Annotated in this window: 19 protein-coding genes; 14 read left to right on the top strand and 5 right to left on the bottom strand. The window is 68.4% G+C overall.

The window, feature by feature from the left end; all coding sequences use genetic code 11:
- Positions 1 to 117: 117 nt before the first annotated feature.
- From Manayef4_RS03750 to Manayef4_RS03765, 4 genes are all read left to right on the top strand, one after another.
- Entirely contained in the window at positions 118 to 1785 is a 1668-nt protein-coding gene (locus tag Manayef4_RS03750; protein WP_070130614.1) for an LCP family protein, read from the top strand.
- 260 nt (positions 1786 to 2045) lie between these two features.
- Entirely contained in the window at positions 2046 to 3641 is a 1596-nt protein-coding gene (locus tag Manayef4_RS03755) for an LCP family protein (protein WP_308726840.1), read from the top strand.
- Entirely contained in the window at positions 3638 to 4543 is a 906-nt protein-coding gene (locus Manayef4_RS03760; RefSeq protein WP_011435163.1) for a TIGR03089 family protein, read from the top strand. The genes Manayef4_RS03755 and Manayef4_RS03760 overlap by 4 nt, the downstream gene beginning before the upstream one ends.
- A 159-nt stretch (positions 4544 to 4702) precedes the next feature.
- On the top strand, positions 4703 to 6037 hold the full coding sequence (locus tag Manayef4_RS03765) for a UDP-glucose/GDP-mannose dehydrogenase family protein (protein ID WP_070130615.1): 1335 nt from the start codon (positions 4703 to 4705) through the stop codon (positions 6035 to 6037).
- Between the two features lie 78 nt (positions 6038 to 6115).
- Here the strand turns inward: Manayef4_RS03765 and Manayef4_RS03770 are convergent, their stop codons facing one another.
- On the bottom strand, positions 6116 to 6634 hold the full coding sequence (locus tag Manayef4_RS03770) for a carbonic anhydrase (protein WP_232234962.1): 519 nt from the start codon (positions 6632 to 6634) through the stop codon (positions 6116 to 6118).
- A 545-nt stretch (positions 6635 to 7179) separates the two neighbouring features.
- Between Manayef4_RS03770 and Manayef4_RS03775 the strand changes: the two genes are divergently transcribed.
- Both Manayef4_RS03775 and Manayef4_RS03780 read left to right on the top strand, forming a co-directional pair.
- Positions 7180 to 7641 (top strand): GtrA family protein, encoded by a 462-nt coding sequence (locus tag Manayef4_RS03775; RefSeq protein ID WP_049761041.1) that lies wholly within the window; start codon positions 7180 to 7182, stop codon positions 7639 to 7641.
- Between the two features lie 358 nt (positions 7642 to 7999).
- Positions 8000 to 8596, top strand: coding sequence for a TetR/AcrR family transcriptional regulator (locus tag Manayef4_RS03780; RefSeq protein WP_070130616.1), 597 nt, complete (start codon positions 8000 to 8002; stop codon positions 8594 to 8596).
- A 216-nt stretch (positions 8597 to 8812) separates the two neighbouring features.
- Here the strand turns inward: Manayef4_RS03780 and Manayef4_RS25650 are convergent, their stop codons facing one another.
- Positions 8813 to 9319: a hypothetical protein gene (locus Manayef4_RS25650; RefSeq protein WP_175443309.1), complete on the bottom strand. Its 507-nt coding sequence runs from the start codon at positions 9317 to 9319 to the stop codon at positions 8813 to 8815.
- Between the two features lie 315 nt (positions 9320 to 9634).
- Between Manayef4_RS25650 and Manayef4_RS25655 the strand changes: the two genes are divergently transcribed.
- The 3 genes from Manayef4_RS25655 (at position 9635) to Manayef4_RS03795 (ending at position 12970) form a co-directional block, all read left to right on the top strand.
- Positions 9635 to 10087 carry a hypothetical protein gene (locus tag Manayef4_RS25655; RefSeq protein WP_139139991.1) on the top strand — a complete coding sequence of 151 codons (453 nt, stop codon included), beginning with the start codon at positions 9635 to 9637 and terminating at the stop codon, positions 10085 to 10087.
- Positions 10088 to 10961: 874 nt separating this feature from the next.
- Positions 10962 to 12227, top strand: a complete 1266-nt coding sequence (locus Manayef4_RS23850; protein WP_139139992.1) for a hypothetical protein — start codon at positions 10962 to 10964, stop codon at positions 12225 to 12227.
- Between the two features lie 29 nt (positions 12228 to 12256).
- Positions 12257 to 12970 (top strand): hypothetical protein, encoded by a 714-nt coding sequence (locus Manayef4_RS03795; RefSeq protein WP_011435156.1) that lies wholly within the window; start codon positions 12257 to 12259, stop codon positions 12968 to 12970.
- Between the two features lie 38 nt (positions 12971 to 13008).
- Here Manayef4_RS03795 and Manayef4_RS03800 read toward each other — a convergent pair whose 3' ends face one another.
- Positions 13009 to 13518, bottom strand: coding sequence for a PH domain-containing protein (locus Manayef4_RS03800; RefSeq protein ID WP_070130618.1), 510 nt, complete (start codon positions 13516 to 13518; stop codon positions 13009 to 13011).
- Positions 13519 to 13567: 49 nt separating this feature from the next.
- The gene (locus Manayef4_RS03805; protein ID WP_083282260.1) at positions 13568 to 14500 is read right to left on the bottom strand and encodes a biotin--[acetyl-CoA-carboxylase] ligase; all 933 of its coding nucleotides are present in this window, start codon (positions 14498 to 14500) and stop codon (positions 13568 to 13570) included.
- A gap of 234 nt (positions 14501 to 14734) precedes the next feature.
- Here Manayef4_RS03805 and Manayef4_RS03810 point away from each other — a divergent pair, with 234 nt between their 5' ends.
- The 4 genes from Manayef4_RS03810 to Manayef4_RS03825 all read left to right on the top strand — a co-directional run bounded on the left by Manayef4_RS03810 (position 14735) and on the right by Manayef4_RS03825 (position 19063).
- The gene (locus tag Manayef4_RS03810) at positions 14735 to 16330 is read left to right on the top strand and encodes an acyl-CoA carboxylase subunit beta (RefSeq protein WP_070130619.1); all 1596 of its coding nucleotides are present in this window, start codon (positions 14735 to 14737) and stop codon (positions 16328 to 16330) included.
- 125 nt (positions 16331 to 16455) lie between these two features.
- Complete coding sequence (locus tag Manayef4_RS22375) at positions 16456 to 16707, top strand: acyl-CoA carboxylase subunit epsilon (protein WP_083282261.1); 252 nt, start codon at positions 16456 to 16458, stop codon at positions 16705 to 16707.
- A gap of 116 nt (positions 16708 to 16823) precedes the next feature.
- Entirely contained in the window at positions 16824 to 18581 is a 1758-nt protein-coding gene (locus Manayef4_RS03820; RefSeq protein WP_070130621.1) for a biotin carboxylase N-terminal domain-containing protein, read from the top strand.
- Positions 18582 to 18652: 71 nt separating this feature from the next.
- Positions 18653 to 19063, top strand: coding sequence for a DUF5313 family protein (locus tag Manayef4_RS03825; protein WP_011435150.1), 411 nt, complete (start codon positions 18653 to 18655; stop codon positions 19061 to 19063).
- Between the two features lie 190 nt (positions 19064 to 19253).
- Here the strand turns inward: Manayef4_RS03825 and Manayef4_RS03830 are convergent, their stop codons facing one another.
- The gene (locus Manayef4_RS03830; protein ID WP_070130622.1) at positions 19254 to 20735 is read right to left on the bottom strand and encodes an NAD(P)H-quinone dehydrogenase; all 1482 of its coding nucleotides are present in this window, start codon (positions 20733 to 20735) and stop codon (positions 19254 to 19256) included.
- A 193-nt stretch (positions 20736 to 20928) separates the two neighbouring features.
- Between Manayef4_RS03830 and Manayef4_RS03835 the strand changes: the two genes are divergently transcribed.
- A complete protein-coding gene (locus tag Manayef4_RS03835; RefSeq protein WP_070130623.1) occupies positions 20929 to 21369 on the top strand; it encodes a gamma-glutamylcyclotransferase in 441 nt (146 codons plus the stop codon).
- The last annotated feature ends 60 nt before the right edge of the window (positions 21370 to 21429 follow it).

Genomic DNA, 21429 nt, shown 5'->3' on the forward strand with positions numbered 1-21429 from the left:
ATACGGGTACGTTGGGTAGTCGMAGGGTTCGGGGCGGCCAGTCGGCGGGAAACCTTACCGCGCATCTGATCGTTCCAGACTCAGCAGACATCTCGGGCCGCCTGGGAGGGGGACACGGTGACCGACGCGCCGCCGCGTCTGTCCGCGRGGTCCCAGGGCCCGCCCCCGCGGCGACGAAATCGTCTGAATCCGACCGCCCGTGCGTATCGAGGCCCGTCTCCGACCCGGGACGACCACCAGGCACGCGACGACCACCAGGCACGCGACGACCACCAGGCACGCGACGACCACCAGGCACGCGACGACGAACACGACACTCGCCGGGAGCGGTCTCTGACGTCCCGCCTGCTCACGGTAGTCGCAGCGATGCTCGCCGCCGTGGTACTCCTTGCCGCGGTGGGCGGCTGGACCGCCTACGAGTATTTTGACGCCCAGATCAACCGGATCCGCCTCGGGCTCGGCGGGGACCGGCCGGCGGAGGCCGCGGAGGGCACCCGGAACTTCCTGCTGGTCGGATCGGACAGCAGGGCGGGCACCGGCGGCGAGTACGAGAGCCAGGGAGCGGTGACCGACGAACGGTCGGACACGACGATGCTGGCCCACCTCGACGTGGACGGGACCACGACGATGGTCTCCTTTCCGAGGGAYACCCTCGTGCGCATTCCGGGGCACGGCCTCGGCAAGCTGAACTCGGCGATCACCCTCGGCGGTCCCAGTCTCCTGATCAGAACGATCGAGAATCTCACCGACATCAAGATCGACCACTACGTCTCGGTCGATCTGGYCGGTTTCAAGGAGATGACCGACGCCATCGGCGGTGTCACCGTCTGCGTAAAACCGCTACCAAACRGCGGAAAGTCCAATCTGTACGATCCGTGGTCACAGTGGCGGGGCACGGTAGGCAAGAATTATCTCAACGGAGAGCAGGCACTCGCCTTCGTCCGCCAACGCCACGGCCTACCCGACAACGATTTTGATCGCATCCGCCGTCAGCAGCAGTTCATCGGCGCCGTCTTCACCCAGGCAACCACGACCGGGGTGCTCGCCAACCCGGTCAGGCTGGAGAACCTGCTCCAGGCCGCGACCAGGGCGCTCACCGTCGATGACGGCACCAGCATGAACGACATGCGCGCGCTCGCGACACGGCTGCGCGGGATGTCCGCCGATCAGATCCGGTTCGAGACGATCCCCGTACACACCCCGACGCCGGCCGAGGGCGGCAACGCCGTGGGGGAGCTGCCGAGGTTCGRCTCCGTGCAGCTTTACGACCCCGAGACGCTGGAGAAGTTCCTCGCTCCGCTGCGCGGGCGGGCCCGTGACACGCGGGAGTCCTCCGTTACCCCGGCACCGACTCCGACGGTCGACCCGGCGCAGGTGCTGATCGACGTCTACAACGGCGCCGGAGTGGGGGGCCTCGCCGCCAAGGCCGCCGGGGCGCTGCGGCAGGCCGGTTTCCGGGTCGGCCCGCCGCAGACGTGGCAGGCCGGCGTGGTGGAGACGACGCAGGTGCGCTACCGCCCAAGCGAACAGGCCGCCGCCCATGCCGTGCAGGCCGACGTGCCCGGCAGCCGGTTGCGCGCGGACGCCTCCGTCCCCGCCGGCCACATCGCCCTCGTCCTGGGCACGTCCTACAACGGGGTGAACCCGAGTCCAGCGGCCGGGGGCGCCGGATCGACCGGTGGTACCGGCACAGCCGCCGGGGCGACCGGCGGGTCCGCTACGGCGGACCCGCCTCCCGCCTCACCGTCAACGGCCGCGGATCTCACCTCGGGGTGCACGTACTAACCGCTCGCCGTCTGACTCACCGCCGGCTGACTGATCGTTCACCCGACCGTCCGATCACATTCCGCGCCGTCCGCACTACGGCCGGAGACGAGATCAACCCCGCCGCGAACATCCGTGCTTGTCATGGCAACGTCTTGGCCGTCCGGAMCGTCCAGTTAGACGGACACGGCTGCCACATCACGACCACGACGGCCGCGGCATGCGTTCCGGCGGGGGTTCTCCCGCCCCGGCCGCCTGAACGAGGAGGGCTTTCGACTCAGGTGAGCCCCGATACCATGCGCCCGCCGGCCCTGCCGTCCGCGTTGGACCCACGTGGGCCCCGTCGCCACCGCTCCCCGCTGCGACGGCTGTCCGTTGGAGCCGTCGCTCTGCTGTCCGTGCTGGTTCTCGGTCTGAGCACCATCGGGTGGGCCGCCTACCGACAGTTCGACAAGGCCGTCACGCGCGTCGACTGGGACATCGAGGGTGCCCGCCCGGCGAGCGCGGACGGCGAGGAGAACGTCCTGCTGCTCGGCGACGACAGCCGGGAGGGCACCGGGGGTGAGTACGGCGTGGTGGACGGCGTCCGGTCCGACACCACCATCATCGCCCACTTCGGCAAGGACGGCTCGGCCACGTTACTGTCCTTCCCCCGGGACATGCTCGTCCCGGTGGTGCCGCGGGAGAAGGCCACCGCCCACGACGGCCGGTCGAAGCTCACCGAGGTGCTCGGGCTGGCGGACGTCCCCGGTCTCGTCACCACGCTGGAGTCCCTGACCGGCCTGAAGATCGACCATACCATCTCGATCAATCTCGCCGGTTTCAAGACGATGACCGACGCGGTGGGAGGCGTGAGCGTGTGCGTGACGCCCCTACCGAACGGCAGCACCCGCAACCTGCACGACTCGATGTCGGGATGGAGCGGACGGCTCGGCGAGAACCGTCTCAACGGTGATCAGGCGCTGGCCTTCGTCCGGACCCGTTACGCGCTCGGGGACGAACGCCTTCGCATTCTGCGCCAGCAGCAGTTCCTCTCCAAGCTGCTGGCGACAGCGACCAGCAGCGGAGTGCTCACCAACCCAGCCAAGATCACTTCACTGATCGGTGCGGTCGGCAGCGCGCTGCGGATCGACCAGGGTCTCGACCAGACCGCGATGCTCAAGCTCGCGAAGCGGGTCAGCGAGCTGGGTCCGGGAAGAATTCACTTCGTGACAGTCCCTACGCACATCGCGCTGCGCTCCGATGGCGCGGTTGACGACCTGGGTTCGATTCCCCCGCACGGGGCCGTACTCATCGTCGATCAGGCCGGCCTCGACCAGGTCCTCGCTCCGCTGCTGCCCGCGGGCACCAAGCCTCCCGCACAGCGAACTCTCGACCCCGCCCAGGTCTCGATCGCCGCCGTCCGCAACGCCTCGGGACGTGCCGGACTCGCCACCGGCACGGTCGACGGACTGCGGGCACGCGGCTTCACTGGGCCGATGACCGCCGCGACATCGACCCGCCAGACTCTGACCGAGGTACGCCATCCCCCGGGCCAGGAGGCTGCGGCACGCACCCTGGCGGCGACGATCCCCGGCAGCCGGATCGTCGCGGACGCCGGCCGCTCCGGGGCCGGCCTCGTCCTCGTCCTCGGATCCACCTTCACCGGCCTGCCCAGCTCCGGCCTGCCCAGCGGTGGGCTGCCGGGCGCGGCGGCAACCGTCGGCACGAGGATCTCGACGACCTCGACCGCCGCCGGTGGTGACACCCGGGCGACCACGATCGGCGGCACCGCGACGCCGACCCCGGCGGCCGGCGGGGCCGGCGTCGGCGGCACCACAGGCACCGCGGCCGCTCCGGTCGGTCCCGTTCCCTCCGACCCCTCGTGCACGCCATGAGCGCCTCCGTGCCGCGGCTGGTCGCCGCACGGACGCTGCTTGGCCCGGCCGCGGACGCCGACGCCGCACCCGCGGCGGGGGTTCGCGGCATCGCGTCCGTCCTCGCGCACCGGCTGGCCACCGATCCCGCCCGCCCGCTGGTCACCTTCTACGACGACGCGACCGGCGAACGCGTGGAATTCTCGGCGACCACCTTCGACAACTGGGTGGCGAAGACCGCGAACATGCTGGTCGACACGCTCGGCCTCGGCATCGGTGACCGGGTCGGCGTCCACCTGCCGACGCACTGGCTCAGTTCGGTCATCCTGCTCGCCACCTGGTCGGCCGGGATGGACGCGGTCCTCGTCCGGGACGCAGCCGGCGAGCAGGACGGCGGGGACGCCGAGAAGGCCGGCGGGGAGCTCCCGGTCGCGACCCCCCTCGACGCGCTGTTCGTGGCCGAGGACCGGCTCGACGAGGCATTCGGCCTGATGGTGGACGAGATCGTGGCCCTGTCACTGCGCCCGCTGGGTGGTCGGATGCGCAGGCCCGTCGCCGGGGTTCTCGACTACGCCGCGGAGGTGCCCCCGCACGGCGATCGGTTCGCCGCCCCGGCAGCGCCGCCTGGGCAGGCCGCGCTGCTGCGCGCGGGTACCGCGATCGCGGGGGCGTGGGGCCTGGGACCCGCGGACCGGGTGCTGTTCACCGCGCCGCTCGCCACGACCGAGGGCCTGGTCGGTTCGCTGCTTGCTCCCCTGGTCGCAGGCTCGTCGATCGTGCTGTGCCGGCATCTCGACAGCGCCGCGCTCCCGCGGCGCATCGAGACGGAGAAAATCACCGCCGTCGGCCGGTCAGTCCTGCGGCACGCGCCCAGCCCACTGCCCGCGGGGGTCCGGTCGCTGCCGCTCCCCCGCCTCGGGTGAAACCCGTACGACCCCCGTATCGGGCCGCGGCCGGGGAATGACCATACCCGACATCCGGGCGGCTCACAGACGGCGTGACCATCGAACGGCGCGACGGCCAACGAGAATTGGGGCAGCGCGGCGGCCGTCTTTACCACGTGCAGCGGAGGTCACTCAGACGTGAGCACGTCACCGGTTCTTCACCTCAGCGTCATCGGCACCGGCTATCTGGGCGCGAYACATGCCGTGTGCATGGCGGAACTGGGTTTCGAGGTCATCGGTGTCGATATCGACGCGACCAGGACGCAGCGGCTCGCCGCGGGTGAGGTGCCCTTCTTCGAGCCCGGTCTGGAAGGGCTACTCCGCAAGAACCTGGAGGCGGGACGGCTGACCTTCTCGAGTTCGCTCGCCGAGGCGGTTGACCGGGCCGAGGTGCATTTCATCTGCGTGGGAACACCGCAACGGCCCGATTCCGGCGCGACGGACCTGCGCCACGTCGAGGCGGCGACGAATGGTCTGATCGCGGCCGGGCTGCGGCCCGGGACGCTGGTGGTGGGCAAGTCGACGGTTCCCACGGGCACCGCGGCCCGGCTGGCCGGACGACTTGCCGCCGGCGCCCCGGGCGCGGAACTTGCGTGGAATCCCGAGTTCCTCCGGGAGGGGTCCGCCGTCGACGACACCCTGCGGCCGGACCGCCTGGTCTTCGGGGTCGTCCCGGGTGGCACCGCCGAGGCACGGCTGCGGACGGTCTACGCCAGAACGATCAAAGAAGGCACACCCGTCATCGTCACCGACTTCGTCACGGCCGAAATCGTGAAGGTCGCCGCGAACGCCTTCCTCGCGACGAAAATCTCCTTCATCAACGCGATGGCCGAGATCTGCGACATGACCGGGGGGGACGTGACCGAACTCGCCGCCGCCCTGGCCCACGACCCCAGGATCGGGCCCCGGTTCCTCCAGGCCGGCATCGGCTTCGGCGGCGGCTGCCTACCCAAGGACATCCGTGCCTTCCAGGCCCGTGCGGACGAGCTGGGAGTCGGCTCCGCGCTGGCCTTCCTCACCGAGGTCGACGCCGTCAACACGCGGGCCCGGACGCGGACGGTGGCGCTGGCCACCAAGGCGCTGGGGGGCTCGCCGACGGGCCGGATGGTGGCGGTCCTCGGTGCCGCCTTCAAACCGAATTCCGATGACATCCGCGACTCGCCCGCCCTCGACGTGGCCACCGCGCTGCACCGCGCCGGCGGCCACGTGTCCGTCTACGACCCCGCGGCGATCCCGAACGCCCGCATTCACTATCCGTACCTGCACTACACCGACTCGGTGATACGGGCCGTGGCAGGCGCGGAGATCGTCCTGGTCCTGACGGAATGGAGTGAGTTCCGCGAGATCGACCCGGCCGCCCTACGGCCGCACGTCAGCAGACCCATCGTCATCGACGGACGGCACGTCCTGGATCCCGCGGTCTGGCGGGATGCCGGCTGGATCTACCACGCGCTCGGACGGCCACTCGCGTGACCCACCGACCGGACCGAGCAAGCTTGGTCCGACGACGATCCGACAATGCGGCCTATCCCCACGCCGCCGTGGACCGCTCTACGGCAGAACCTCGACCAGTGCCCCGGTCTCCACCTGGTAGACGAACCCGCGTACCGAGGTGGTGGACTGCAGGAACGGCGACGAACGCAGCACCCTGACGGACTTGCGCACGTCCTCCTCGACATCGGGAAAGGAATACACGGCCCATTCGGGACGAACGCCCGTCTTGCACTCCAACTGGTCCCGGAACCCGTCGTCGGTGATCCTTTCGAGACCACACCCGGTGTGATGCAAAAGAATGATCTCCGTCGTTCCCAGCACGTGCTGGCTCACGGCGAGYGAGCGGACCACATCCGGGGTGATGACACCACCGGCGTTGCGCAGGATGTGGGCGTCACCTTCGACAAGACCGAGCAAGGCCTCCACCTGGATCCGCACGTCCATACACGCAACCACCGCGACGCCCAGGCGCGGCCGCGCGCCGGGCAGGGCAGGTAGCCCGGCCTCCCGCCGCCGGGCGGGGTGACCTGCAGCGTAGCTCAGCAGGAGTTCGGTCGCCGTGGCAGCGCCGCTCACCGGGCTCACCGTATCCGCGGGGCGCACGGTGTCCGCATGGACATCGTCTGCATGGACATCGGCAACGGGGTCGACAGCGGTGTGGTCATCGGTGTCCACGTGGTCATCGGTCCTTGACGTCGGCATCAACGGCTCGGCCAACGACTCGAGCGGATCATGATGATGCGTCCTTCCGATCAATGGTCCCCACTCTCCAACTGCCAGGATGCCGTCCATGGGCCCAGCTTCGCCAACGTTCCCGAGTTTTTGCCGAAGTTGTGCCACTCACGTTGCCCGCCGCACCGGATTGGTGGCATCACCTAGCGTAGAGATGGGAACAGCTACCCGGTGACTCCACCACGCGCCGGCGCGTTCACCGCTACGTCCGGCATCATGTCCGGTGAGCCGGCCTCGCCGCGGATGTCCACCACGCCACCGTCGACGGGGGTGGCACGGTGGGCGGCCGGGAGCAGCCGGTACTCTCTCTGGGTGGTAAATATCGATCGGGGTCGCCCGTGGTGAGACACCGACAGACCCGCTCACCGGTGCAGGTACTCGTCCACGAGATGGGCAAGTTCGGGCTGGTCGGCGGTGCGTGTTACGCCATCGACTTTCTCGTCTCCAACCTGTGCCACACGCTTCTCGGAATGGGTCCGCTCAGCGCGAAGACCGTCTCCACGGTGGTCGCCGCCACCTTTTCCTACATCGGGAACCGGCAATGGTCGTTCAACCATCGCGCCCGAACCGGTCTACGTCGCGAGTACACACTCTTCGTGATCCTGAATACGGTCGGGTTGCTGATCGCGCTCGGCTGCCTCGGGTTCGCACGCTATGTACTCGATCTCAAGGGCGTACTTGCGTTCAACCTGTTCGGTAACATCATCGGCACCGGGCTGGGCACCGTATTCCGGTTCTGGGCCTACAAGAAGTGGGTCTTCCTCCACCCGGACCACCCCAAGGCCGCCACGAGCTGCGGAGCCCGTCAGGACGGTCGTCGGCACATCCCGGAGCATGCGGGCCGGATCTGACCGCACCAGCGGCCACCGGCCCGACACCCCGGCCCGGCGCGCATTCCGCCACCTGCTCCGGCACCGGACCGGCCGTTTCAGGCGCACCGCGCATCGCCGCCACCCCGGACGCCCAACACGCCCGCCGACACGGCACGACAGCGGAACAGKACGTTCCGCCCTCTCACCGTCCCCGGCGGACAAGTCGGGAACAACCCAGTTCCGATACCGAACGGTTCCCGAACCTTCGCCGGTGGGCTACGCTCGGCGGGCCAGGCTGGCGCCGCGCGCCCACAGCCCTCCATCCAGCGAGACACATCGGCTACCGGGAAYGCCGCGTGGAGCGCCGTCCAGTCCGCAGCAACCTGGAGGGTGTGTCGTGACCCCGTTCTCGCTCGCGTCGTCGCACCCCGGCGGCCGACCTCGCGACGAGAGCCGGGACCAGGCGATCCGCACCGCCACCCTGGACCTTCTGGCCGAGGTCGGATACGACGGTGTGACGATGGACCGGGTGGCCACCCGGGCGCGAGCCGGCAAGGCCACCATCTACCGGCGCTGGCCGTCAAAGCTCGCCCTGGTGATGGACGCGGTCAACGCCTTCACCGAGCAGCGGATGCCGGCACCCGACAACGGCTCCCTCCGCCTGGACATCCTTGAGTTCCTGACCTCGTTCCATGACGCGATCCGCGGCGATCGGGGACGGATCCTCGCGGAACTGATCTCGGAGATGCCGCGCAATCCCGGTCTGCGCGACGCCCTGCGCCGCGGCCTCTGGATGCAACRCCAGGCGAGCTCGGAAGCCATCATCGAACGCGGGATCGCCCGCGGCGAGGTCCGCCCGGACGTCGACCGCACGGTACTCATAGAACTCGGAACCGCCGTCATCCTCCAACGGGTGCTGCTGACCGGAGACCCGGTCGATCAGACGTTCCTGGAGATGATCGTCGACGACATCGTGATCCGTTACGCGGCCTGATCCGACACCTTGTCTCCAAGACGACCCGGGATCCCCCTCCGAACACAAAGCTCCTAACATCGAGCATCGAGCCCGACCTGGGCCGAACGGGGCGATCCGTCCCGCTCTAACACAGATGGACGGTTGCGAGAACCGCCCGGCACCACGGCGGGATCAGCAAGATCACGAGTGCGRGCAGGGGCCGCTCTTCGCGCAGCGCAGGAGGACGTCATGCAGTCACCGGGCCCAGGCCCCCAGGACCCGGACGCCCAGACCCAAGGGGTTGACGGCAACGCTGGTGGTTCCTATTCCGCCTCGCCGTACTCCGCGGGCTCGGCACCGTTCGGCGACGAAGACGAGACCCACCTGATCGGCGACAGCGCACCCGGCGTCAACCAGCCCGGCGGCTACCCGCCCACGGCACAGTACTCCCAGCACCAGCACCCCCAGCACCAGTACGCACAGAATCCGTACGCACAGCACCAGCACCCCCAGCACCAGCACCCCCAGCACCAGTACGCACAGAATCCGTACGCACAGCACCAGCACCCCCAGCACCAGCACCCCCAGCACCAGTACCCCCAGCACCAGCACCCCCAGCACCAGTACGCACAGAATCCGTACCGCGGCACCGATCAGTACCCCCCGACGGCGGTCCACCCACCCAGTGGGGGCTACCCACCCGGCGAGGGCTACGGCCAGGATTATCCCGTCGGCGGCTATCCCACGGAGAGTTATCCGCAACAGGCATATCAGCAGAACTATCAGCCGGGTTACCAACAGGGCTATCAGCAGCAGGGCTACCCCGCGGCGGACGGTTACGGAGGCTATCCGCCGCCGGGGGCGCCCCCCCGGCCCGGCGGCTCTCAACGTCGGCGTAACACCATCATCGCTGCCGCGGTGGCGGCGACACTCCTCCTGATCGTTGTTTCGGTTGCGCTCCTCTCCGGAGGTTCCGACAACCCGGGCACGGTGGCCGCGTCCGAAAGCCCCAGCGCCTCGCCGACCTCGACAAGCCCATCGTCATCGCCCTCGCCAAGTCCGAGTCCGAGTCCGAGTGTGAGTCCGAGTGTGAGTCCCTCGGCGCAGTTCACCTCGGCGCAGCACGCCCTGCTGGCCAAGCTCGACTCGTCCGTGATGATGGACTGCGAGCCCAACAGCGAAGCCGAGGGCGGCCACATCAAGGCGTCGTTGTTCTGCAACTCGGATGATGGGAAGGTGGTAGCCGCCTACTCCTACGCGACCACCAGTGATCTGAACAGCGACGTCGAGGTGCGCAAGTCCCTGGTCACCACCACCGGAGGCAAATGCGAGCAGGGCGGCGACGAGGTCTTTACCTGGAACTTCCACGAGGGTGCGACCCAGGGCACGGCCGTCTGCAACGTACGTGACGGTGATCATTTCATCTTCTGGTCCTACAACTCCACGTTGGTCTCCTTCATGGCGACCGGCCCCGACGGGGYGGCCCTGTACGAATGGTGGAGTAATTTCGATCCGGTGCCCAAGGCCTGACGTCGCGGTGGACGCCGCCGGGACGCGRCCACGTCCACACGGCGGGGCGCCGTTTGCTGTGAATTCGATCTTGCCTGCTTGCCTTCGGCCGGGCGGGTGGTGATAGAGCAGTATTTGTGACGCAGTAGCCTGACATCGCCCATATCCGGGTGGTGAGGGGCCTACGCTGGGGTCGCACCTGTCACCCATCTCGGGAGGAACCGTGCCCAGCCCCGGCCAAGGCGACAACGAAGCGTCGCAGGTGTCCGAGCCACCGCCGGACTTGCCGCGGCCAGGGAGCGGCCCCGATGCAGACCCGGACGGGCCTGACCGGACCATCCTGTATCCACTGCACCGGGGACMAGGGGTGGAGCCGGGGCATGCCTTGTCGCCTCCGCCATACACGAATCCGGTCCCACCGCCGTCGGCCCTGGGCTCGGGACCGCCGCCGGGTTCCATACCGCAAGGCCCGGTTCTGCCACCGGGCCCGCCGGTTCCCGCGGTTCCCACGGTTCCCCCCCGCTTCGGGGGACTGCCCGGTCCGGGTGGCCTGCCGGGGCCGCCCGCGCCCTCCACTCCGTCATGGCCTCCCGCTCCCCCCGGGCCACCCGAATCTCTCGCCCCGCCCGGCTCCGCCCCGCCCACCGGCCCCCCCGCCTGGTCCGCCCGGGCGGACCAGCCTGGTCCGGGCGGGCAGGGACCGCCTGGCCTGCCGGCTCGGTCGGGGACGCAGGGACCTCCCGGCCCCCCGGGCCCCCCCGGGCCACCCACAGGCATGGCCGGCCCGCCCGGTCCGCTCTACTACGGCTCGCCAACCAGATCCGGCAGCTCTGACTCCCCGGTGGCCTTCGGCCCCCCCCTGCCTTCGGGACCTCAGACGTCCTCCGGAGTGTCGATGTCCCCACACCACACCCCATCGTCACCGTGGCCGGACGACGGCGACCTCACCTATCGCCTGACCCCGCCCACCGGACGGCCCGGCATCCAGGGCGGCGACCCTAACCAGCCCGGAACCCTCGCGAACCAGCCCGGAACCCTCGCGGCCGAAACCGGCACCGGGCTCGGCACGAACGGTGACACGGCCTTCCTCGGAGCCTTCGAGGCCCGGGGCAGGTCCACGAACGGCGTTGACGCGCAGGCCGAGCCGTCCGCACCGCCCATCGGTTATCCGGCGCCAACTCCCGGAGCGACAATCGGTGTCAACCCGCCGAACGGAYTCCCTTCGGTGAGCGGAACTCCGGTCACATCCGGCGCATCTCCGCTTCCCGTATCACCCGCCGACCACCCGTTGACGGGCGGGACGCCTGTCCCGACCGGCGGCTTTCCAGCGTCGGCGCCCGTCAATCTCCTCGGCACGTCCGCCCCCTCGGTCGACACGGCCACCGCCGTGCGGCTCGGCGCGCCTGCGGATTCCAGACGGCCCTCGTCGTTACCGGGGCTGTTGCCGGGACTTCCGCCGGAGCCGCCCGTCCACCCGACGGGAATCCCCGCCGGCGCGGCCGGACCCGGGCTCACCGAGCGCGCCGTGGCCCCCCTGGCCCCCATGGCCAAGCGCGGCACGGCCTCCCGGCACGAGGTCAGCGTGGATCGACGCCTGCTGTTCGCGGGCGGCGGTCTCCTCCTGACCCTGGTGATCCTGCTCGGAGTCGTCGTCTTCACCGGCGGGGACGGCGCCGACACGACGAGCGGACAATCCGTCGCCAGAACATCGACCATCGAAGCGTCGGGGAGCGGTGGACAGCCGGCCGGCAATCCACAGGAGATCCTCCGCTCACTACTGAACCCGGTCGTCATGACGGGATGCGCCGTCCCCGCACACCGTGACAGCGCCTACGCCGACGCCGCCCTCGTCTGCAAGGATTCCAGCGGCATCGAGGTCACCGCCTTCCACTTCCCGAGTCAGTCCGCCATGGACCGGCAGATCGGCGCCCGTGAAACGTACTACTATGACGAGGGGAACTGCGACGATGGCCAGCAGAGCTCGGAGCAGTGGAGCTCGCCGGCCGAGTCGACCGGTGGCACCCGGCTGTGCTACTTCTTCGCGAAGCGTTTCTACGAGTTCTGGACCTACGACGACTATCGAATCGCGTTCTCCGCGGATGATCAAGATCCGGGTAACCTCAACAGATGGTGGAAGTCGTTCGATCCACTCCGCCATTGAGCTGACCTTCCTCGGGAGGCCGGATACCTGTGAACGGTTCCGAAGACGGATTCCCGCGGAATCCGGCCGACGGTGACGAGGATCCATCCGGTGGAACCGGCTCGTGGTGGCGTCGTGGACCCCTCACCGCGATCGTCCTGATCATCGCGGCTCTGATCGCGAGTGGCATCACCATCGGACTCGCCGTGACCCACGATCCGAGCGACAGCCCCGCCGGTCGCCACCCGTCGGCGTCCGGCACGACGGGCACCGCAGGCACCGTGGCCTCCGGAGGGCCCGGCGTCGGACCGTCGCCGGGCCCGACGCTCGACGCCGCCGAGGCCCGGCTGCGGTCCTCGCTCAAGCCGTTCGCGGTCGACGAGTGCACGAGTGCGCCGCCCAGCGAGGGACAGGCGGTACCCGATGGCGTGGAGGCGGCCCTCAGCTGCGTCCCCGGGGTGGCGACCGACGCTCCAGCCCCCGCTCGAATCCTCGTCCTGCGTTACCGGGACGCCTCGGCCCTGACCCGCGACATCGCCCGCCGGTCCGCAGCCCTCGCCGACGTCGGCGACTGTTATCAGGGACAGACCGGCATCGAACGCTGGGCACGCGGCTCCCGACGCCGTGGCACCTTCCTGTGCGATGCAAGACCCGGCCGGTTCTCGGTGTTCTGGACGGTTGACGACGAGCGTCTCGGCTTCGCCACGGAGGATCCGCAGGCCGACAAATTGCTCGCATGGTGGCGGGAGTTCGATCCGGTGTGACGGATCTGCCGTGCTTACCGCCTCCGGCCGTCCCGGCGTCAGGCCCCCGGATAGCCCCGTGACTGGTAGGGCGCGGAGAGATCGGCGAGGGTTTCCTGCACCCGCTCGGCGTGCGGCATACACGACAGGCTGACCCGGCCCCGCTGCCCCACCGMCTCAATGATCAGCTCACCCGAGCCCAGAAGCCGGWCGATGACGTTCTGCTGCACCGTCGCGCCAACCAACCAGGCGAGCGGGACGTCACGCCCGACCCGCGTGACGACCCCTTCGCGGATCACCAGTCGATGGTTCGTCACGACGTAATGGGTCGTCATCCGACGTAACCATGGCATCACACTCAGGTAACCGATCGCACCGAAGGCGACCAGAAGCACGAGATACTGGATGGGCTTCTGCAACACCCCTCCGGGTGCGAAGAAAACCCCCAGCACGGCGAAAAGGAGGGCGGCAACCGTCCAGAACGCCGGGACTACCAGGCTGACCCAGTGCGGGTGCACATGAAGGACAACCTCTTCGTCCTGGGTGAGGATATCGTCGGGAAACGCCACGGCAACGATCGTCGCATCTCGGGCGGACAGATCACTGCCGGGTCCCTCGTCACCGCAGGTGAACGATGTCGGCGGCGCTGTAGGGTCGCCCGTTGACGACGAGCCGGCCGTCGGGGTCAACGTCGGTGGCGGTCCCGAGCACCGCCGAACCGTCCGGCAGCTCGACGCGCACCCGCCTGCCGATCGTCGCGCACACCCGTAGGTACTCCGCGCGAGCCGCTTGCGGGTCGGCCTCCCAGCCAGTGATCGCCCCGACGAGATCCGCGAGTACCACCCCGAGCAGCTCGGTCCGGTCCAGAGCCGCCGGAAGCGCGCCGCTGAGCAGCAGGCTTGTCGACCGCTCCGGGAGCTCGTCACGCTCCGCCATGACATTCAACCCAAAACCGATAATCACCGAGGGTGACGATAGTGGGACCTGGACGACCTCGACCAGGATGCCGGCGAGCTTCGCATCGTCAACGAGAACGTCATTGGGCCATTTCAGGACTGCGGGAACCGCCGCCACCTCGCGTAGCGTCGCCAGAAGCGAGGTTCCGACCACCATGGGCAGCCAGCCGAACAGTGACATCGGTAGCCGGGGTTGCAGCAGCAGCGAGACCGTCAACCCGGCACCAGGGCGAGACTCCCATGATCGGTCGAGCCGACCACGACCCGCCGTCTGCCGTTCGGYGACGAGAACCCGTCCCCGGCCGCGGGCGGTGTCTTCGCCCCGGGCGGTGTCTTCGCCCCGGGCGATGCGCGCCAGCGCGGCGTTGGTCGAGTCGGTCTCCTCTACCACCGTCAGGTCGAGACCGACCGCGGCGGCACGGGCCGCGAGGCGTGCGGCGTCCAGCGGTTCACGTGTTCCGACGGACGAGAATCGCCCCTCTCCGGCAGGGCGGGCCCGAGGGGACGCCGGCGAGGGCTTGCCGGACGGGAGCTTGCCGGACGCGGGCTGCTCGGGAGAGGGTCCCGCGGGTGCGGGCTCCTTCGAGGGTGGCACCGGTCCACCCTGCCAGACCGTCCGGTCACCCGTCGGCGACTCGGACGATCGGCGGACGATCGGCGGACGATCGGCGGACGATCGGCGGACGATCGGCGGACGATCGGCGGACGATCGGCGAGCTGATCCGGGATACGGTCAACTCGCCGGAGGCCCACGAATCTCGCCTATCCGGTGAGATCCGCTGCACATCAATCACACGCGTGGACCCACGGGGGTCGTACGCTGCCGGTTATGGCTCTTCCCGCGTCCGCAGAGGATTCCGCTCCCGACCCGCACACCACCGCAGGCCGACTCGCCCACCTGCGGCGCGTGAACGATGATGCCGTCCACGCCGGGTCCCAGCGAGCGGTCGACGCGCAGCATGCCAAGGGCAAGATGACAGCCCGCGAACGGGTCGAGGCCTTCCTCGACCCCGGGTCGTTCGTCGAGACCGACGCCTTCGCCCGCCATCGCGCGCACGACTTCGGCGTCCAGGCCAACCGGCCGTACGGCGACGGCGTGGTGACCGGGTACGGGACTGTCGACGGCCGGCAGGTCTGCGTGTTCAGCCAGGACTTCACCGTTTTCGGTGGCAGCCTGGGTGAGGTCTTCGGTGAGAAGATCGTCAAAATCATGGATCTTGCGTTGAAGACGGGCTGCCCCGTCGTGGGCATCAACGACTCCGGCGGAGCGCGTATCCAGGAGGGTGTCGTCTCCCTCGGTCTGTACGGCGAAATCTTCTACCGCAACGTGATGGCCTCCGGCGTCGTCCCACAGCTCTCACTGATCATGGGGCCATGCGCCGGTGGCGCCGTGTACTCTCCGGCGATCACCGACTTTACCCTGATGGTCGACCAGACCAGCCACATGTTCATCACCGGCCCCGACGTGATCAAGGAGGTCACCGGCGAGGACGTGGGCATGGAGGAACTGGGTGGCGCACACACCCACAACTCCCGCAGCGGTGTCGCGCACTTCCAGTCGGCCGACGAGACGGAGTGCCTCGAACTCGCCCGTGCGCTGCTGTCGTTCCTTCCGTCGAACAATCTCGACGACGCCCCGAGCTACGACGCCGTGGACGATCTGGACGCCGAGATCGACCCGGATCTCGACACGTTCATCCCCGACTCCCCGAACACTCCGTACGACATGCACCAGATCATCGAGCGGGTCCTCGACGAGGGTGACTTTCTCGAGGTCCACGCTCAGTTCGCCCAGAACATGATCGTCGGATTCGGCCGGGTGGATGGACGTTCTATCGGGGTGGTCGCCAACCAGCCGATGCAGTTCGCCGGCACCCTCGACATCGACGCCAGCGAGAAGGCCGCCCGGTTCGTCCGGACCTGCGACGCATTCAACATCCCGGTGCTGACTCTGGTCGACGTCCCCGGCTTCCTTCCCGGCACCTCCCAGGAGTGGAACGGCATCATTCGCCGTGGCGCCAAGCTGATCTACGCCTACGCAGAGGCCACCGTACCGAAAGTGACGGTGWTCACTCGGAAGGCCTACGGCGGTGCCTACGACGTCATGGGGTCCAAGCACCTGCGGGCGGACATCAACCTTGCCTGGCCAACCGCCGAGATCGCGGTGATGGGCGCCCGGGGTGCCRTCAACATCATCTATCGACGGGATCTAGCCAGGTCCGAGTCACCGGAGACTCGTCGGGCCGAGCTGATCCAAGACTACACCGATCACTTCGCGACCCCTTACATCGCGGCGGAACGGGGCTATCTCGACGCGGTCATCAGCCCGTCGGAAACGCGGCGCGAGCTCATTCGAGCACTGCGTCTGCTGCGTACCAAGCGTGAATCCCTGCCACCGAAGAAGCACGGCAACATCCCGCTATAGGCGGGATCTGCCGTCGCCGGCTCGCCGGAAGGGGAATCCGCCCGCGGCGGAGATCTCCCGGGCCGCGGGCCCACGGACGGCATACGTACGACGCACCAGCTACTCGAGGTACCGAGGAGAAAAACGTGGTTCAGGACGATGACAGGCGGGCGAGTCAGCCTCGGCTGCAGCTGATCYGCGGTGAGGCGACGCCGGAGGAGATCGCCGCCGTGGTGGCGCTCCTGACGGCTCGCGCCGTTCCCTCGTCGGCACCGGCCACCCGCCGTTCGTCCTGGGCCAGCCCGAYGCTGGCGCTCCGTGGCAGTCTCACCACCGGACCGGGGGCKTGGCAAAGGTCCGGGATGACGCCGGGTGCGCGCACTCGAGCCGACTGGTGATCAACCGATAGACATGACGTCGGGATGTCTGCAGCATCACATCTGGGTACAATGACAGCAAAATGTGCGGCCCGACTCACCTACACGCAGGCAGGCCGGACGAGGACGGGAGCGACGTGCGTAAGATCCTCATCGCCAATCGGGGAGAAATCGCGGTTCGAGTGGCCCGCGCCTGCCGCGACGCCGGATACACCAGCGTCGCAGTCTACGCGGAACCAGATATCAATGCCCTGCACGTACGCGTTGCTGACGAGGCATTTGCGTTGGGAGGCGCGACCCCTGGTGATTCGTACCTRCGCATCGACAAAATTCTCGATGCCTGCGAGTCCTCCGGGGCCGACGCCGTCCACCCGGGATACGGTTTTCTCTCGGAGAATGCGGACTTCGCGGAGGCCGTGATCTCCGCAGGCCTCACCTGGATCGGCCCGCCGCCGGAGGCCATCCGCCGTCTCGGAGACAAGACCGCGGCCCGGCATATTGCACTAGCGGTCGGCGCGCCGCTCGCGCCCGGCACCGCAGACCCCGTGGCCGGCGTCGATGAGGTTGTCACCTTCGCCGGGCAGTACGGCCTTCCGGTTGCCATCAAGGCCGCTTTTGGTGGCGGAGGGCGCGGACTGAAGGTCGCTTGGACCGCGGAGGAGCTCCCCGAACTGTTTGACAGTGCCGTCCGGGAGGCGGTCGCGGCGTTCGGTCGCGGGGAATGCTTCGTCGAGCGGTATCTGGACCAGCCGCGCCACGTCGAGACCCAGATCCTGGCGGATACGCACGGCAACGTCGTCGTGGTCGGTACCCGCGACTGCTCACTCCAGCGCCGTTACCAGAAGCTCGTGGAGGAGGCGCCGGCACCGTTTCTCTCGGAGGCTCAGCTCCACTCGCTGTACGACGCCTCGAGGGCGATCTGCAAGAAAGCCGGCTATGTCGGGGCCGGGACCGTCGAGTTCCTCGTCGCCCGCGATGGCATGATCAGCTTCCTTGAAGTCAACACCCGCCTCCAGGTCGAGCATCCGGTGACCGAAGAGGTCTCCGGAGTGGACCTGGTTCGTGCCCAGTTCCGTATCGCCGAGGGTGAGGCACTCGACTTCACCGATCCGGCTCCTCGCGGTCACTCCATCGAATTCCGCATCAACGGTGAGGATCCCGGCCGTAACTTCCTTCCCGCACCCGGCACGGTCACCAAGCTGATCGCGCCGGCCGGCCCCGGCGTCCGGCTCGATACCGGCATCGAAAGCGGCAGCGTCATCGGCGGCGCCTTCGACTCCCTGCTCGCAAAGCTCATCATCACCGGAGCAACCCGGCAGGAAGTTCTGCAGCGGGCTCGGCGTGCCCTCGATGAGATGGTCATCGAGGGAATGGCGACGGCGCTGCCGTTCCACCGCGCGGTCGTACGGGATCCCGCCTTCGCCCCGGAGGACGCCGCAGAGCCTTTCCGTATCCACAACCGCTGGATCGAAACCGAGTTCGACAACACCATCCCGGCCTTCGCGGGAGGGACTGAGGCCGACACCACCCCCGAGCCGCGGGAGACCGTGGTTGTCGAGGTGAGCGGCAAACGCCTCGAAGTCGTGCTACCCGCCGGATTCGGTTCTGCCCCCGTCGCCGCTTCCCGGGGAGCGGCGCCCAAGCGGCGCGCTCGCGGCACGGCGGCGGCCAGGGTCACGGGCGACGCCCTGGCCAGTCCCATGCAGGGCACCATCGTGAAGGTCGCGGTCAACGACGGCGACACCGTTTCCGCGGGTGATCTGATCATTGTTCTGGAAGCGATGAAGATGGAACAGCCGATCAACGCGCATCGGGATGGCACGGTCACCGGACTGGCTGCGACCGTCGGCGCCGTTGTCACCAGCGGCACCKTGCTCTGTGAGATCAAAGACTAGAGCACACTGAAGCTCGACCTGCCCACCGTCGGCTGCCACCTCTCCACCGCAGACTTCATAGGCTGCGAGGTATGGACGGTAACGACAGCCCGACGGTGAGCGGCCAGGACCGGAAGCTGGCGGTGGCCCGCCCGGTCGTTCAGCGACCACCGCTGACCGGGCGAGTGCACTACCTGCTTGGGGGGACCCTTCCTCCGGCCTACAACGACTGGGTCTCRCATGACCTCACCGGCCCCGGCTGGAGGCTGCGCCAGGCGACACGGCCCTTCCTGCTGATGTTGCCCTTCGCGCTGATCTTTGCCCTGCTGCCCGGTGAGCTCGAAGTCCGAGCCATCGTCGTCGCGTTTCTTCTGATTTCTGGGATCGGGCTCGGCTTCGCCACCAGCGGGTTCTTCCGGAACCGCCGGCTGGAACAGCATGGCTTTCCTCCAATTTTCCCCACGAGCGACGATGAGGACGAGGGGGACGGGGACAACTCGTAGCCTTCTCCACAGGCAGGCGTCGGCAGTACTCGCCGCGCCGACCTTCGTCATGAGAGTCGGGACGGGTCGGTGCCCGCGCCACTCGTCTGCGTCTGCGGGCAGCGCCCGGCAGCGGCGACTGCCGTCCGCGGCCCAACACGGCAGCCCAAGATGGCAGGAGGTGCCGCGCGCGGCCCTGCCGGGCCCCTGCTCACTCTGGGTTGTCGAATCCCGCGAAGAAGTCGCGCGTACGCAGGACGCGAGCCGCCTCGGTGATCGATCCGGAGAGCGACGGGTAGATCGAGAACGTATGTGCGATTTGATCGACGGTCAGACCGTGTTCGACCGCGAGCGAGATAGAGAGGATGAGTTCGGATGCACGCGGCGCGACAATGACACCGCCAAGCACACTTCCACTCCCCGGACGGCAGAACAGTTTCACGAAGCCGTCCTCAATACCCATCATCTTCGCCCGCGGATTCCGCGAGAGTGGAACTRTGGTCACCTCGGCTGCGACTGCCCCGGTGTCCTTCATCACCTGCGTGACTMCGACGGTGGCGATTTCCGGCTCGGTGAAGATGTTGGACGACACCGTCCCGAGCCGCAAGGGTGTGACGGCCTCGYCGAGGGCGTGCCACATGGCGATACGCCCCTGCATCGCGGCGACCGATGCGAGCGGGAGGACTCCGGTGCAGTCACCGGCCGCGTAGACACCCGGCACCGAGGTCCGCGACATCCGGTCCACGTTCACATGCCCACCAGGCCCAAGCCGTACCCCCACGTCAGTCAGTCCCAGGCCCTTGGTGCGTGGTACCGAACCAACCGCCATCAGAGCGTGGCTTCCCGTAACGGTCCGGCCGTCGGTCAGCTCGACGATCACACCGTCCCCGATGCGCCGTACCGACGCCGCCCTCGATCGGTTGAGCACCTCGATCCCACGCCGCACGAACACATCCTCGATGACCCGGGCGGCATCCGGGTCCTCCCCCGGCAGCACGCGTTCGCGCGAGGAAACCAGCGTGACCTCGGCGCCAAGCGCCCGATACGCGCTGGCGAACTCGGCTCCGGTGACGCCGGAACCGACGACGACCAGATGTTCGGGTATCTCCTTGAGGTCGTAGAGGTGGCGCCAGGTGAGAATCCGCTCACCATCTGGCCGGGCCGTGGGGAGGTCGCGTGGTGAGGCGCCGGTCGCGATCAAAATCACATCACCGACGAAGGTTTCACCGGTGCTRGTCTCGACTGCGTGCGGCCCGACGAGGCGCCCAGAGGCGTGCACGACATCGACCTTCTCGCGCTCGAGCCGGCGCTCGATGTCCAGGGACTGGGCCTTGGCTAGATCACGGACCCGTTCGTACACCTGCTCCGCATCCACATTGACGACCTCCGGGGGCGTGAGCGGCCGGGTGCCCGAGTCCGTGCCGGTACTGATCCCCCAGGCCACGGGGGGCAACGCCGGTTCCGGCCCAGAGCCAAGACTATGCGGGCGGACACCCAGGCCRGGAGCTAGAGCGAGGTTCGTCATGGTCTCCGAAGTTGCGATCAAGGTTTTGGAGGGAACGCAGTCGGTGAGCACACAGGCACCACCGACCCCCTCCGAGTCGATGACGGTGACCGTCGCGCCGAGTGAGGCGCCGACGAGAGCCGCCTCGTAGCCTCCGGGCCCTCCACCAAGAATGACGATGCGAGTCACGTGCCCTCCCGATCCGGTATCGCTTCCTTATCATCTTGCCCCGCCGCCGCGGCCGCTCTCCTGCCGGTGCGGGAGGCTCCGTAGGATCGCAGACGGAGTCCGACATCGGCGATGTCAGGTAGGGCCATCTTCCTCCTTTCATGAGCGGAAATTACAGTTACAATCACGCACCGTAACCCTCCGAGAGATCACAATGACCTTGTACGCGGCTTACGCCGGCAACCTCGACCCGGCGCAGATGAAGGAGCGGGCCCCGCACTCGCCCGTGACCGGCACTGKATGGATCAATGGCTGGCGTCTCACGTTCGGCGGTGAAAACGTCGGTTGGGATGGAGCCTTGCCGACCATCGTCGAGGCTCCRGGTGCTCACGCGTACGTCCTTCTGTACGACCTCGACCGTTACGACCTGGAACGGCTCGACGTCTGGGAGGGCGCGGACACCGGCCTGTACAYCCGCATCCGGGTGCGGGTCTCCACCCTTGATGGGGAGGCCCTCGCCTGGACCTATGTTCTCGACGCCTACGAGGGAGGACTCCCGTCGCGCCGGTACCTCGAGATGATCGCCGATTCCGCGGAGAAGGCCGGGGCACCCGCCGATTACGTGGCCGAACTCCGTTCGCGACCGACCGCATGACGCATCACGGCAGCGTGACGCATCACGGCAGCGTGACGCATCACACCATGAGGCGCGGCC

The organism is Frankia sp. CgMI4 (assembly GCF_001756285.1).
Classification (GTDB): Bacteria; Actinomycetota; Actinomycetes; order Frankiales; family Frankiaceae; genus Frankia; species Frankia casuarinae.

Coding starts and splice junctions, on each gene's coding strand:
- Manayef4_RS03760 (WP_011435163.1), top strand. CDS start 3,638: ATGAGCGCCTCCGTGCCGCGGCTGGTCGCCGCACGGACGCTGCTTGGC.
- Manayef4_RS03775 (WP_049761041.1), top strand. CDS start 7,180: ATGGGCAAGTTCGGGCTGGTCGGCGGTGCGTGTTACGCCATCGACTTT.